Genomic DNA, 14895 nt, shown 5'->3' on the forward strand with positions numbered 1-14895 from the left:
GGACAATGTCATCCAAAACTATGCGTGGGGAAGCACGACTTCGATTCAGCACTTGTTTGATATTGCTAACCCAACCAAGGCTCCACAAGCAGAAATTTGGATGGGAGCACACCCAAATGGATGCTCACAAATTCATGTGAATGGAGAACCTGTTTCGTTGCTTGAGATGATCAACCAAGATAAAACAGCGTTTCTTTCTGCTGCTACTGCAACAACCTTTGGTGAGTTACCTTATCTTTTCAAAGTACTTGCCGCAGCGAACGCCCTTTCGATTCAAGTTCACCCAAGTAAGCAAGAAGCGGAAATTGGCTTTGAGAAAGAAAACCAAGCGGGGATCCCACTCAATGCCGGACATCGCAACTATAAAGATCCTAACCACAAGCCGGAATTGGTTTACGCCCTTACCCCTTATCAAGCGATGAATGGGTTTCGCCCAATCACAGAGATTGTTGAACAATTTCAAACGCTGAATATCAATGCGATTTCAACCCTAGTCGATGCTTTTGCACACAACCCAACATCACAAGGTTTAAAAACCTTTTTTAGTGCATTGCTATCATTAACTGGCGAGAAAAAAGAACATGCGGTGAATGCATTATTAGCGTATGCCCATCATCATTCAGATGATGATCTTTTTGAGCTCATTTTAGAGCTGGCACAACAGTACCCCGGTGATATCGGTCTATTTTCTCCATTAATGCTCAATGTACTCACTTTAGCTCCGGGTGAGGCCATGTTTTTAGACGCCAGAACGCCACACGCCTACTTGAAAGGTACCGGGCTTGAAATCATGGCCAATTCAGACAACGTGTTGCGCGCTGGCCTAACACCCAAACACATGGATATTGAAGAGCTCGCATCATGCACGCTATTTGAAGAAAAACCCGCTTCAAGCCTGTTATTGAAACCAATCGAAGAAAATGGAGCATTATTGTTCCCTGTCCCAGTCCGCGATTTTAAGTTTGCGATTTACCTCAATGCCGCGCAAGTTAACGTGAAAATCAACAGTGCCGAAATTATCTTTGCCATTGATGCTGATGCGACCTTAACCCATGACAATGGTGAGTCTCTAACCGTGAAAAAAGGTCACTCAATCTTCATCCCCGCATACGCTGAACATTATCAACTGTCATCACTTGGACGTGTCGCACGCGCGTATAATTAACAGCCGACGTGATAAACAAAAAAAGCCAGCATCTGTTCTGCTGGCTTTTTATTTGGGATTATTACGAAAATTTGCGCTAATCAATTTGTGGGCAGTTAGATATTCTGCGACTGCTTCCAAACCGCCAGTTCAACCCACATTTGTTCGAGTTGTTGCAACTCTTCTTCTGTGAGCAGTGCTAAGGTCATTTGAGATTCAGATGTCGGACCGTCTTTGAGAGAGCGAATCTGCGCATAAAAATCCTTCTTTAATTGCGATATCACAGGGTCCACAACCGATTCCTATAAAAATACTAAAATTCTCAAAAATAATACCATTTTTCATAGACATGTCTTATGTCGTGTTAAGTTATGGAATAGTTATCACATTTCTAATATCTAAGCCTAAAGTATCAAAATTACAATTTAAAATTATTCACTAGGCTATCGAGTTGCTTAGAAACTTTTTTCAAATGTTCGCTACTGACAGTGAGTTCCTCAGCTACTGTTGTTGTTTCCATGGTGAGATGATTAATATCTTCAACGGTGCGGTTGATTTCACTGACCACACTTGATTGCTCTTCCGTTGCCGTCGCCACTTGAATGTTTTGATCACTAATATTCTCTATATAAACGCGGATCTGTTTTAGCGAACTATTGGCATTTTCAGCTTGTTCAACCACCAACAAACTCTGCTCTCGGCCTTGGGACATTGCCCCAACCGCTCGTTTCGATTCTTCTTGTAAGTTATTAATGACTCTTTGAATTTCTTCGGTTGATGCAGCAGAACGGCTTGCTAAATTTCGCACCTCATCGGCAACGACCGCAAAGCCTCGACCTTGCTCTCCCGCTCGCGCCGCCTCAATTGCTGCGTTCAATGCAAGTAAGTTCGTTTGCTCGGAAATGCTACGAATAGTCTCAAGTATCGAGCTGATGTTAACCACTTGACCAGCCAAAGAGCCTACGACTTGTGCAGCTTGCTCTAATTCAGTGATCAAATCTGCAATTTGCACTTGTGCTTTCTCTACTACAGTGGTGCCATTTTCCGCCTGATGAGTGGCCTGTTTCGCAACGTCGGCAGCTTGAGCTGCGTTGTTTGCAATTTCGCCTACCGTTGCACCTAGTTCATGAATGGCAGTGGCCACTTGGACTGTTCTATCACGTTGCGAAGTGCAGTTGTTTTTGGTTAATAGCGCCCGAGCTGAAACTTGGTTAGCCGTATTCGCTAATTCATAAGAACTCGAAGCCACTTGCTTGATCGCTACATGTACTTTCTCAATGAAGTCGTTAAAACTATCGCTAATTTTCGATAACTCATCTTGACCACCTAAATCAATGCGAGCATCTAACGCCATGTTTTCAGCTGCCAAAGCAATCGATTTTTGTAGGCTGGCCACTCTCGTTTTTAGGCCGATAACAATAAAGAATGAAGTGACAAACGAAATTAGCACGCCAATACCAATAATGATGAACATGTGATTTTGCCCTTGGGCATAACTCTTTTGGCTATTGACGTTCTGCTGTTTGGCCTGCTCTAGTAGCGAATCGAGGATCACATTGGCTTTTTTACGCAGTTCACCATAGGTAACCGCATATTGATCTCGGTATATGTTGCGCGCCGTATCTAGATCGCCCTTTTCAAATGCCGCCAACATAGGATTAAGTTGAGTACTGACCATTTTTTCAAAGTCAGTCAACAGCTGCTGAACTTGTCTACGCTGTTCTGGATCCACTTGTGACTGAACTGCGTGCTCGACAGACTGCCTCATTTCAGGGATATCTTCGTCACGTGTCTCTTTCACGCGTGTGAGGACACCCTTTTTATCTCTTAACGACGTCTCTTGAAGTAACATCATATCGATACCAACCCGCATACGGGGAATTCGAGAGGCAACTTCAGCCATTGAACGCATTGGCGCGGCCGTATTGAGATAGAGCTGTTCTGCCTGTCGTTGAATCGTCGACATGCTATTGAAGCTCGCCATTCCAACAATAATCAACGCAACGCAAGGTAATAACACCGCAAAAATTAATCGCGATTGTAAGGTAAACCGATTAGCAAACATCTTTTATATCCTTTTTAGTTGTAGCGCCATTATGTGATGGGGACAGATCTTAACCAATGAATGGTTTCTTATTTATTAAAAAGTTATCTTTTCTAGAACGTTTAAAATTAAATTAATGACTTTTATGACGTTAACTCAATAGCTAAGTATAGGCAATTTTAGGTTGAATGAGAGATGTGGAGTCAGCCGTATTTGTGGCACAGATGATCTTTTCAAAAAGACCACCACGATTTCAACGCTGAATGGAAATCCTTCACTTGTTGGATGGGCTGCTCGCTAGAAGTAAAAGCCGAAGCAATCAATGCTCCGGCTTTTATTCTTTATCACCTTAGAATAAAGGTGGATATGTGAAACGATTACTCGTCTTCAGAATCGCTGCTCGGTTCAGAGTCAGCCTCTTCTGCGTCACTTTGTACTTCTAAAATTGCAACGCTCGCTTCACCTTCTGGCAATTCCTCACCTTCTGGTAACTCAACATCTTCAATTTCTTCAATACGTTGTAAACCTACGACGTTTTCATCTTCAGCGGTGCGAATCAAGGTCACACCTTGAGTATTACGCCCCACTTGGCTCACTTCCGCGACGCGAGTACGAACGAGCGTACCGGCATCGGTGATCATCATGAACTCATCGCCTTCTTCAGTTTGCACTGCGCCGACAACTTGACCATTACGCTCAGACACCTTGATTGAAACAACGCCTTGAGTTGCACGACCTTTAGTTGGGTATTCCCCTAAGGTTGTACGTTTACCATAGCCGTTTTGTGTCACTGTTAAGATGTCGCCGTCATTTGAAGGAACAATCAGCGATACCACTTGGTCGCCTTCTGCTAGCTTCATACCACGAACACCGGACGCTGTACGTCCCATGGCGCGAACACCTTTGAACTTAATTTCTGGCTGGCCATGTTCATCAAGAACAGGCTGACCATTTTCATCCAATACTGGCGTTTCTTCTGATTCTTTAAAGCGAACCACTTTACCAAATTTAGAAAACAGCATAATTTCACTGTTGCCATCGGTAATGTCCACACCAATCAAAGAGTCATCTTCACGCAAGTTAACCGCGATCAAACCGTTAGAACGCACGTTGGCAAAGCTTGAAAGTGATGTTTTCTTCACTGTACCGTCACCGGTCGCCATAAAGATAAACTTATCATCACTAAACTCAGTGACTGGCAAAATCGCAGTAATACGTTCCCCTTCTTCCAGAGGAAGAATGTTAACGATAGGTTTACCACGCGCTGTACGGCTCGCTAGCGGTAATTGATAGACTTTCAAACGGTATGTCTTACCACGAGTCGAGAAGCAAAGAATGTGGTCATGAGTATTCGCCACAAGAAGACGCTCAATGTAGTCTTCTTCTTTCATCTTCGTCGCGCTCTTACCTTTACCACCACGGCGTTGTGCTTCGTAATCGCTGAGGATCTGGTATTTCACATAACCTGCATGAGAAAGTGTAACGACCACATCTTCACGAGCAATCAGTTCTTCCATGTCGATATCGTGAGTTGCCGCGGTAATTTCAGTGCGTCGTGCGTCACCAAAAGCATCACGAACAGTTTCAAGCTCTTCGCGGATCACTTCCATCAAACGTTCAGTGCTAGCAAGGATATGCATCAGTTCAGCGATTTCTTCCAGAAGAGCTTTGTACTCATCAAGAATTTTTTCGTGCTCTAAACCTGTCAATCTGTGCAGACGAAGTTCAAGAATTGCTTGGGCTTGTTGCTCAGTTAAGAAATATTTGCCATCACGGATACCGTATTCTGGTTCAAGCCATTCAGGACGAGCGGCATCGGTCCCAGCACGTTCAAGCATTGACGCTACGTTGCCAAGATCCCAACCACGAGCAATCAAGCCTTCTTTTGCTTCTGCTGGCGTTGCTGCGCGGCGAATCAATTCGATGATTTCATCAATGTTGGCTAACGCGAGAGCCAGTGCTTCTAGAATGTGGGCACGATCACGAGCTTTACGCAGTTCAAAAATAGTACGACGCGTCACCACTTCACGGCGGTGATCAACAAAGCATTTCAACATTTCTTTCAAGTTGAATAGCTTAGGTTGACCATTATCCAGCGCAACCATGTTGATGCCGAATGTCGTTTGTAACTGTGTTTGAGCGTAAAGGTTGTTCAGTACCACTTCGCCAACCGCATCACGTTTACATTCGATAACAATACGCATGCCGTCTTTATCAGACTCATCACGCAGTGCACTGATGCCTTCGACTTTTTTCTCTTTAACCAACTCAGCAATTTTTTCAATCAAGCGTGCTTTGTTCACTTGATAAGGGATTTCTCTGACGATAATGGTTTCTTTACCATTCTTCTCGACTTCGATATCCGCTTTAGAGCGCATGTAGACTTTACCGCGCCCTGTTTTATAAGCGTCGATAATTCCTTTGCGGCCACTGATTAATGCTGCTGTTGGGAAATCTGGGCCCGGAATGTAGTCCATCAACTCATCAATGGTGATGTCTTCATTATTTATATAGGCCAAGCAACCTTCGACCACTTCCGTTAGGTTATGGGGTGGAATGTTGGTTGCCATACCTACTGCAATACCGGATGAGCCATTCACCAGTAGGTTAGGAATTTTCGTAGGAAGAACCGCAGGGATCTGTTCTGTACCGTCATAGTTCGGTACATAATCGACCGTTTCTTTGTCGAGATCGGCAAGCAGTTCGTGGGCAATTTTTGACATGCGTACTTCGGTGTAACGCATTGCTGCCGCAGAGTCACCATCGATCGAGCCAAAGTTACCTTGGCCATCGACCAACATGTAACGCAATGAGAACGGCTGCGCCATACGAACAATCGTATCGTATACAGCACTATCACCATGCGGGTGATATTTACCAATCACATCGCCCACAACACGGGCAGATTTTTTATATGGTTTATTCCAATCGTTACCAAGCACATTCATCGCGAATAGAACGCGACGGTGTACTGGTTTTAGGCCATCACGCACATCTGGAAGAGCACGACCCACGATAACTGACATCGCGTAGTCTAGGTATGAACCTCTTAGCTCATCTTCAATGTTTACGGGCGTGATCTCTCTAGCTAGATCGCTCATAGAGCCATTATCCCTCTATCTTTTGATCGTATATTCGATACGTACAAGGCCGAAAAATATAACACATAATTCACTACTTCGGCATCCCTTTCCCTTTCCTTTTATCAGGTTGTGACCTTTGTTGTGTATCAAGTGCCGAGAAATTGCACATTCATTCCATACCCGGCTGATTAATGGCCAAATTTTAGCCAAAAATTAATGAAATAAAGATAACCTGTAGCCTGTGATAATCAACTGGTTATAATACCCCACACAACTAAAGATGCCTATTTTGACAGCAAGAGCGAATCTAACATGACTAAAGCACAAAACGTTGATCTTAATGAAATTAAAAAGTTTGAAGAGATGGCGTCACGCTGGTGGGATCTGGATGGTGAATTTAAGCCACTGCATCAAATTAACCCGTTAAGATTGAACTATGTGTTAGTCAATGCCAGCGGCTTATTTGGCAAGAAGGTGCTCGATGTAGGATGTGGTGGCGGAATTTTAGCCGAAAGCATGGCGCGAGAAGGTGCGCAAGTGACTGGCTTAGACATGGGCAAAGAACCGCTTGAAGTCGCTCGTTTACATGCTTTAGAAACCGGAACAAAGCTCACTTATATTCAAAGTACGATTGAAGACCACGCCGCTGACAACCCACACACATATGATGTTGTCACTTGCATGGAAATGCTTGAGCATGTTCCAGACCCATTGTCCGTTGTTCAAGCCTGCTCTGCGTTGGTCAAACCCGGCGGTCATGTTTTCTTTTCTACGCTCAATCGTAATTTTAAGTCTTACCTGTTTGCCATCGTGGGCGCAGAGAAGTTGCTACGCATTGTTCCAGAAGGCACACATGATCATGAAAAATTCATCCGCCCATCGGAACTGATTAAGATGATTGATAAAACAAACCTGCAAGAGCAAGGAATAACAGGCCTACTTTATAACCCGTTAACCGATACTTACCGTTTAGGGCGCAATGTTGATGTCAATTACATCGTTCATACTCAGCTTTTTTAAAGTCAGTGGTCATCTAATATGCCATTATCGATAGCGTATTGCTCACGTTAAAAATTAAGCCGAATAGCACATTTTTTCTCGGTTTCTAGGCTGTTTTTTGTGCTCTAGATTCCATTTTAACCACATCGAAAATCGCTCCCTTTTTTCCTCAAAGATCAAGAAGTTTTTTTTTGATTGTGGTTACATCTAAACCAAACTCAAAACGGTAATTTTCTACAATCAAATCGGCTCTTTGATCATCAGTAAGTGGGTACTAACTGTTTTTTTTATTTTTGCTAGTTATCCACAAGCTGTCCCAGATCTGTAACTTGAAATGAGCTTCAGATAGCACTATCTTGTAACTCGCAAAGCAAAGAACCCCTATATGTTGTGTTTGCACTACAATATATAGATAAATTCAGATCACAAAGCCGCGATGAAATTTACAACAATTCTACAAAAATACGGCCTTAATCAGTTTTGTTAGGGAAATGAAGCAGAATGAACCAAAAACTTACTGTCACCAAGCGTGATGGACGCAAAGAAACAATTGATCTTGAGAAAATCCACCGTGTAATCGCGTGGGCTGCGGAAGACCTGCACAATGTCTCTGTATCACAAGTAGAACTGAAAGCTCACATTCAGTTCTACGATGGTATTACGACCTCTGACATCCATGAGACTATCATCAAATCCGCTGCCGATTTGATTTCAGAAGAGACGCCAGATTACCAATATCTAGCGGCTCGTCTTTCGGTGTTCCATTTGCGTAAAAAAGCCTACGGACAATACGAGCCACCCACTTTGTACAACCATGTCTCTCGTTTGGTTGAAATGGGCAAATACGATAAGCACCTTATCGAAGATTATACTCGCGCAGAATTTGAAGAACTCGACACTTATATCGATCACGCACGTGACCTTAATTTTTCTTACGCCGCGGTAAAACAGCTTGAAGGTAAGTACTTCGTGCAAAACCGTGTGACGAAACAAATTTATGAGAGTGCCCAATTCCTCTACATTTTGGTCGCCGCTTGCTTATTCGCGAAATATCCAAAAGAAAACCGTCTCGATTACATTAAGCGTTTTTACGACGCAACATCAATGTTCAAAATCTCGCTGCCAACGCCAATCATGTCGGGCGTGCGCACGCCTACCCGTCAATTTAGCTCATGTGTGTTGATTGAATGTGGTGACAGCTTAGATTCAATCAATGCCACAGCAAGCTCTATCGTACGTTATGTATCACAGCGTGCGGGTATTGGTATTAACGCGGGCCGCATTCGTGCATTAGGCTCGGAAATTCGCGGTGGTGAAGCATTCCACACGGGTTGTATTCCTTTTTATAAATATTTCCAAACCGCAGTGAAGTGCTGTTCTCAAGGTGGTGTACGTGGTGGCGCAGCCACTGTCTTCTACCCTTTGTGGCACGGTGAAGTGCAGTCGCTACTGGTATTGAAAAATAACCGCGGCGTTGAAGAGAACCGTGTTCGTCATATGGATTATGGTGTTCAGCTCAATAAGTTGATGTATTCTCGCTTAGTTCAAGGCGGTAATATCACCCTATTCTCCCCTTCTGATGTGCCTGGATTGTATGACGCATTCTTCGAAAACCAAGACGAATTCGAACGTTTGTATGTTCAATATGAGAATGACACTTCGATTAAAAAAGAGACGGTGAAAGCAGTAGAACTGTTCTCCCTATTGATGCAAGAACGTGCCTCCACTGGCCGTATCTACATCCAGAACGTTGACCACTGCAATACGCACAGCCCGTTTGATGCGTCTGTAGCGCCTGTTCGCCAATCCAATCTCTGTTTGGAGATCGCACTGCCGACGAAACCGCTGTCTAATGTTGAAGATAATGAAGGTGAGATTGCGCTATGTACGCTTTCGGCATTCAACTTAGGTTCAATTCAATCTCTGGATGATTTCGAAGAGTTGTCTGATCTTGTGGTTCGTGCGCTAGATGCACTGTTGGATTATCAAGATTACCCACTGCCTGCCGCTTATAAGTCAACCATGAATCGCCGTACATTGGGTGTGGGCGTGATTAACTACGCTTACTATCTGGCGAAAAATGGCGTGAAATATTCGGACGGTAGTGCAAATGGTTTGACACACCGCACTTTTGAAGCGATGCAATATTACCTGTTGAAGGCTTCAGTCGCGTTAGCCAAAGAACAAGGCCGATGCCCTCTATTCCATGAAACAAATTATGCCAAAGGCTTGCTGCCTATAGACACCTATAAAAAAGATGTCGACCAAATTTGCGTAGAACCTTTGCATTATGATTGGGATGCGCTGCGCGCAGAGATCATGGAATTTGGCTTACGTAACTCAACGTTAACAGCGTTAATGCCTTCAGAAACCTCTTCGCAAATTTCCAATGCCACCAACGGTATTGAGCCTCCTCGCGGTTATGTTTCAGTAAAAGCCTCAAAAGATGGCATCTTGAAACAAGTCGTGCCGGATTTCATTAATTTGAAAGAGAACTATGAGTTATTGTGGAATATTGGTTCTAACAACGGTTATCTGCACCTAGTCGGCATCATGCAGAAATTTGTTGACCAAGCGATTTCCGCGAATACCAACTACGACCCCAGCGCTTATGAAAGTGGCAAAGTGCCAATGAAACAGTTGCTACAAGATCTGCTGACGGCATATAAATTTGGTGTGAAAACCTTGTACTATCACAACACTCGTGATGGCGCGAAGGATGATCAAAAAGACGCAGTACAGGCACAAGATGATGATTGTGCGGGCGGCGGTTGTAAGATCTAACTCTATTTCACTCAACGTATTCAATAATGCTCCCCACGCAGGGGAGCTTAAAAGGGATTGAGGCATTTATGGCTTACAGTACTTTTTCTCAAAAAAAGAATGATCAACTCAAAGAACCGATGTTTCTTGGCCAATCGGTTAACGTGGCTCGTTACGACCAGCAAAAGTTTGAAATTTTTGAAAAACTGATAGAAAAACAGCTCTCGTTCTTCTGGCGTCCAGAAGAAGTCGACGTATCGAGTGATCGCATTGATTACAACAAGCTTCCAGATCATGAAAAGCACATTTTCATCTCGAACTTAAAATATCAAACGCTACTGGATTCAATCCAAGGTCGCAGCCCTAACGTGGCACTGCTACCGCTGGTTTCGCTTCCTGAAGTGGAAACATGGATTGAAACCTGGTCATTTTCAGAAACAATCCACTCACGTTCATACACTCATATTATTCGTAATATTGTGAATGATCCTGGTATTGTGTTTGATGACATCGTCGAAAATGAACACATATTGAAACGCGCAAAAGACATTGCGCACTATTACGATGATCTGATCCAACTGTCTAATGACTACCACCGTTTTGGTGAAGGAACACATCAGATTAATGGTGAGAGCGTCAAAATTAGCTTGGGTGACCTGAAACGCAAACTTTATCTTTGCTTGATGTCAGTCAATGCGTTGGAAGCGATTCGTTTCTATGTCAGCTTCGCCTGCTCATTTGCCTTTGCAGAACGCGAATTGATGGAAGGTAACGCTAAAATCATCAAGTTGATTGCACGTGATGAAGCTTTGCACCTGACTGGTACACAGCATATGATCAACTTGCTGCGTAATGGACAAGACGATTTCGCCTTCTTACAAATCGCTGAAGAGTGCAAGCAAGAGTGTTTTGATTTGTTCAAAGCGGCTGCTGAACAAGAAAAAGAGTGGGCTGAATATCTGTTTAAAGATGGTTCGATGATTGGTTTAAACAAAGACATTCTGTGCCAATACGTTGAATACATCACCAACGTTCGTATGCAAGCGGTTGGTTTAGATATCGCCTACCCCGGCGCAACATCAAACCCAATTCCTTGGATTAATGCGTGGTTGTCTTCAGACAACGTACAAGTTGCACCTCAAGAAGCAGAAATCAGCTCCTACCTTGTAGGCCAAATTGACAATGAAGTTCGTGCCAATGACTTCGAGGACTTTGAGCTGTAATGGCGACCATTAAAATCAACAAAGTTACAACCATAGAATCAAACTCTTCCAATACTTTATTGGAAAGTATGGAGAGTGCGGGGCTAGAGCCAGAGTACAACTGTCGCGATGGTCACTGCGGTGCCTGTCGCTGCACGCTCGTTAAAGGCGAAGTGGAATATGTTGGTTTTGCGATGGCTTACACAGAGCGCAATGAAATATTGCCCTGTATTTGTAAAGCCAAAAGCCACGTGGAACTTGCTGGTGTTAATTATCGACCCAAAGCAAGGCGAGCCTAATCTCGATCTGCCAATAGTGCACTGTTAACGCATCACACATTGGCGCGTTAAAAAGGTAAAGCCAGAGCTATGCTCTGGCTTTATACATTCCTAGAAGAATGCCATCAGCTGTACCCATTGATACGGATTTGTTAGCGATTTCTCTGCCATCCCCATCAAACAATGAAAGTCTATATCCTTGATAGCTAGGCGTATCTAAGTCTGATGGAGCGTTGAGCCACAAAGAAACAACATCACTCATTTCATTACTCAATGCCTCACCTAAGATCACTTTTTGACTTGCAACTTTATACCAAACTAAAATTTTCGATTGGTTAAACATGTCAGCCTCCTGCTGAATTTCATCGAGCGGACTGACAGTGTACAGAGAAAAGGTGTGCAAAAAAGACCCAATTTTGAAACAATTTTATCTGATGCGTGAAATCATGAGCTTAGTCTTTAGACGAAATAATCATAAGCTAAGCACCTCACCGAACCTACGGAATAAGCTAAAAAATCATGCAGTTACCACCCGATACAATTTAAATACAAAGCACTTAATTATCAACAGCTTAGGCTTAAAAATACGCTAACACATTGAGTTAATTAGCCAATGGCGCTCGCAGGTAAAAACATCTCTTTGACGGAGATTAGTGCCCCATACTGAGCAAAAATAGGCTTATTCGATAAATAGCGGCGTAACATATCAGCCGCGATGGTCCCCATTAACTCCCTCTGCTCATCGGCGCTGTAACGACGCTTGAATTTGAGGATCTGTCCCCACTCTCCCTGCGGAGCCGATAAAGCTAGGCTAAATTGATCATCATTTAATACACCAGTCACGAGCGATAACGAAGTAGAACACTTTTCCTTCGTTGCGCCAGCAAGCGCTAATGACGCCGCGAGTGGATCTTGATCGCCTAAGCCCGATTCAACGTTGCGGCTCAAAATCCAGCAGTGACCGCTCAACGCTTCCACCTGCTCGTTACTTAACAACCAACTGGCGAGCCAACCTTTGGTCGCTTGTTCTGCAATAGAGATCGATAATCCTTTGTCTTGCATTAAATGACCGATATGCGTGAGCATAGGTTCATCGACACTCACAACATGTTGTTCCAAATGCTGGTAGATGATCTGTAGTAGTTTTACTCGGCGTTCTAAATCACTTTTCGGACCAAACAATTTCACCTCAATAAAAGGCAGATAAGAACGATACCCCAGCATATACCTTTCCGGTAAGACTAATTGATCCAACTTATCTGAAATGGCCGATTCCGATGAACCCAGAGTGAATAAACGGCTGCACTCTAATCCCGTTTGTTGTGGGTATGTCGCTAGCAAGTCAGGTAAAATCTGTTCAGAGACCATCAGCTTAAACTCTTTGGGTACTCCGGGGGTGAAATAACAAACACAATCATTAATCTGAACTTTAAAGCCGCAAGCCGTCCCTATTGGGTTATCAATGATGTCAGAGAACTCAGGTAACATCGCTTGTTTGAGGTTACTTTCTGGCATCACAACACCACGCTGCGCAAAAAATTCGTCCAGTTTTTGCTTCCACAGCACAGACAACACCAACTTTTGGTCCGCCGCTTGAGCCGCCGCCGCCGCACTTAAATCATCAGACGTTGGGCCGAGCCCACCATTCACGATCAATACATCATTATTGAAACTGAGTATCAGTAACTCTTCAACCAAGGCTTGCTGGCTATCGCCTACCGTTGATCGTTTTACTAACGAAAAACCCTGCTGGAAGAACTCACTGGATAACCAAGCAGCATTGGTATCGACAATATCGCCATGGAGCACTTCCTCACCCGTGCTTAACATTGCTATTTTCAACATATCATGGTGTCCTTTTGTGTACGCTTACAGGTGTGCTATCAATCAATACGGCAGAGAATAAAGTGCAATATATAACGCTTTGAATGCTATTTTTCTCATAAGTTTCCTTATTTACATAATTTGCTGTTTTCATCACCGCCGCTTTAATAGATAATTGTGATTCTGATCATTAAAAACAAAACTTTGGAGCCCTCCGTGTCAAAGAAAAGCATCATACCATTGATGTTATCGTTTTCGGCTTGTGCTAGTGCCACTGCATACGATTTCAACCAACACATTGAGTTTTCCTATACGGTCGACTGCAATCAAATTTCTTGTTTTAATGACGATCCGAATATTTACCAATCGAACTCTCCATTTTTAGCAAGCTTAGCAGAGTCGCAACCGCTAAACCTTGAAGAGCCCGCGCTACCTAAATATCTTACCGTGCAAGATACAAAAGACTGGGACTATCTCAAAGGCCAAACCTACACCATCTTAGGATTAAGCGTAGCAACCGTTGGTTTAATGACATTTTTGCCTGCATCCATTACCAAATGGGATGAAGAGGATCGCAGCATAAGCGGCATAGGCAGCAAATGGAAAGATAACGTATCATCCGGCCCCACTTGGGATAGAGATGAGCATTATCTCAACTACATTATGCACCCCTACTTTGGCGGCGTTTACTACACAGCCGCAAGACATGCTGGATTTAATGAGTTTGAATCTTTTCTTTACTCCGGTGTTATGTCGACTTTCTTTTGGGAATATGGCGTAGAATCGTTTGCCGAGATACCGTCATGGCAAGACTTATTTATTACGCCCTTTTTTGGTGCGGTTGTCGGTGAGCTGATGTTTGAAGCGGAACAAGATATTGTTACCACAGGTGGTGAAGTGTTGGGTTCATCGACTCTGGGTGATGTCACACTTTTCTTCCTCAACCCTGTTGGACATATCCATGGCTGGGTATCAAATGCTTGGGGAGGCGATGCCGAAGTAGAATTTAATGGCACGCCTTGGTTTGGCAACCAAGATGCCGCAAAGTTTGCTTTGGACTCAGGCGCTAGCTATGATTCGCAATTTTATGGCCTTAACCTCAAAGTCAGTTTCTAAAAAACAGGGCTAAACACAAGGCCAATGCCTAAAGCCAAGGCTATTTTTGTGGCCCAAGTATGAATACTGACAAGCAAAAGACTGCGTAAATGTAAAAAATTGACTCTCATCAAGTCTTATCTAAGATAGGCCTCTACACTGAAGTGAAAGGAATTCAAGATCAACGATTTATCTTTCGTTAGCTTGCTATGGGAGGCCTATTATGAACAGTACTTTTATCGTCAATTTCGTCGGCAGTGCAACACCAGCCACAATTAAACATCTTGCCGCTATCACTCATGAAAATGGTGGAAAATGGTTAATAAGTAAAGTGAACTTTATTGAAAACCAAGTAGCTGCCGTCATTAAAATAGAGTTACCGACCTCAAATGCCGTTATCGTTCAACAAGCATTTAGAGAACAACCCGATCTTCTGGTGCAGATTGTTGATTCTGACGTACAT

Annotated in this window: 12 protein-coding genes; 7 read left to right on the top strand and 5 right to left on the bottom strand. The window is 43.5% G+C overall.

The features are described 5' to 3' along the window. The coding region (gene manA / locus B9J87_RS08750; protein ID WP_141201559.1) for a mannose-6-phosphate isomerase, class I at positions 1 to 1165 on the top strand (1165 nt) is incomplete at its 5' end. Between the two features lie 95 nt (positions 1166 to 1260). Here manA and B9J87_RS17755 read toward each other — a convergent pair. The 3 genes from B9J87_RS17755 to gyrA all read right to left on the bottom strand — a co-directional run bounded on the left by B9J87_RS17755 (position 1261) and on the right by gyrA (position 6289). Then, positions 1261 to 1437 (bottom strand): hypothetical protein, encoded by a 177-nt coding sequence (locus tag B9J87_RS17755; protein ID WP_094150262.1) that lies wholly within the window; start codon positions 1435 to 1437, stop codon positions 1261 to 1263. 125 nt (positions 1438 to 1562) lie between these two features. Then, a complete protein-coding gene (locus B9J87_RS08760; RefSeq protein WP_017046166.1) occupies positions 1563 to 3209 on the bottom strand; it encodes a methyl-accepting chemotaxis protein in 1647 nt (548 codons plus the stop codon). A gap of 356 nt (positions 3210 to 3565) precedes the next feature. Continuing rightward, entirely contained in the window at positions 3566 to 6289 is a 2724-nt protein-coding gene (gyrA, locus tag B9J87_RS08765; protein WP_017044297.1) for a DNA topoisomerase (ATP-hydrolyzing) subunit A, read from the bottom strand. Positions 6290 to 6583: 294 nt separating this feature from the next. On the opposite strand from gyrA, the gene ubiG reads away from it, so the two are divergent. From ubiG to yfaE, 4 genes are all read left to right on the top strand, one after another. Next, a complete protein-coding gene (ubiG, locus tag B9J87_RS08770) occupies positions 6584 to 7291 on the top strand; it encodes a bifunctional 2-polyprenyl-6-hydroxyphenol methylase/3-demethylubiquinol 3-O-methyltransferase UbiG (RefSeq protein WP_094150265.1) in 708 nt (235 codons plus the stop codon). Positions 7292 to 7771: 480 nt separating this feature from the next. Further along, a complete protein-coding gene (nrdA, locus tag B9J87_RS08775; RefSeq protein ID WP_094150267.1) occupies positions 7772 to 10054 on the top strand; it encodes a class 1a ribonucleoside-diphosphate reductase subunit alpha in 2283 nt (760 codons plus the stop codon). Between the two features lie 68 nt (positions 10055 to 10122). Next, positions 10123 to 11256, top strand: a complete 1134-nt coding sequence (gene nrdB / locus B9J87_RS08780) for a class Ia ribonucleoside-diphosphate reductase subunit beta (protein ID WP_010318364.1) — start codon at positions 10123 to 10125, stop codon at positions 11254 to 11256. Continuing rightward, entirely contained in the window at positions 11256 to 11534 is a 279-nt protein-coding gene (gene yfaE / locus B9J87_RS08785) for a class I ribonucleotide reductase maintenance protein YfaE (RefSeq protein WP_013857000.1), read from the top strand. Before nrdB ends, yfaE begins: the two co-directional genes overlap by 1 nt. A gap of 67 nt (positions 11535 to 11601) precedes the next feature. Here the strand turns inward: yfaE and B9J87_RS08790 are convergent, their stop codons facing one another. Next, positions 11602 to 11856: a hypothetical protein gene (locus tag B9J87_RS08790; protein ID WP_013857001.1), complete on the bottom strand. Its 255-nt coding sequence runs from the start codon at positions 11854 to 11856 to the stop codon at positions 11602 to 11604. A 263-nt stretch (positions 11857 to 12119) separates the two neighbouring features. After that, on the bottom strand, positions 12120 to 13358 hold the full coding sequence (locus B9J87_RS08795) for a CinA family nicotinamide mononucleotide deamidase-related protein (RefSeq protein WP_094150273.1): 1239 nt from the start codon (positions 13356 to 13358) through the stop codon (positions 12120 to 12122). Between the two features lie 156 nt (positions 13359 to 13514). Here B9J87_RS08795 and B9J87_RS08800 point away from each other — a divergent pair, with 156 nt between their 5' ends. Both B9J87_RS08800 and B9J87_RS08805 read left to right on the top strand, forming a co-directional pair. Then, positions 13515 to 14453 (top strand): DUF3943 domain-containing protein, encoded by a 939-nt coding sequence (locus B9J87_RS08800; protein ID WP_017044301.1) that lies wholly within the window; start codon positions 13515 to 13517, stop codon positions 14451 to 14453. Between the two features lie 202 nt (positions 14454 to 14655). Continuing rightward, the coding region (locus B9J87_RS08805; protein ID WP_303396261.1) for an ACT domain-containing protein at positions 14656 to 14895 on the top strand (240 nt) is incomplete at its 3' end.

Source organism: Vibrio sp. V19_P1S1T109 (assembly GCF_002241375.1).
Classification (GTDB): Bacteria; Pseudomonadota; Gammaproteobacteria; order Enterobacterales; family Vibrionaceae; genus Vibrio; species Vibrio anguillarum.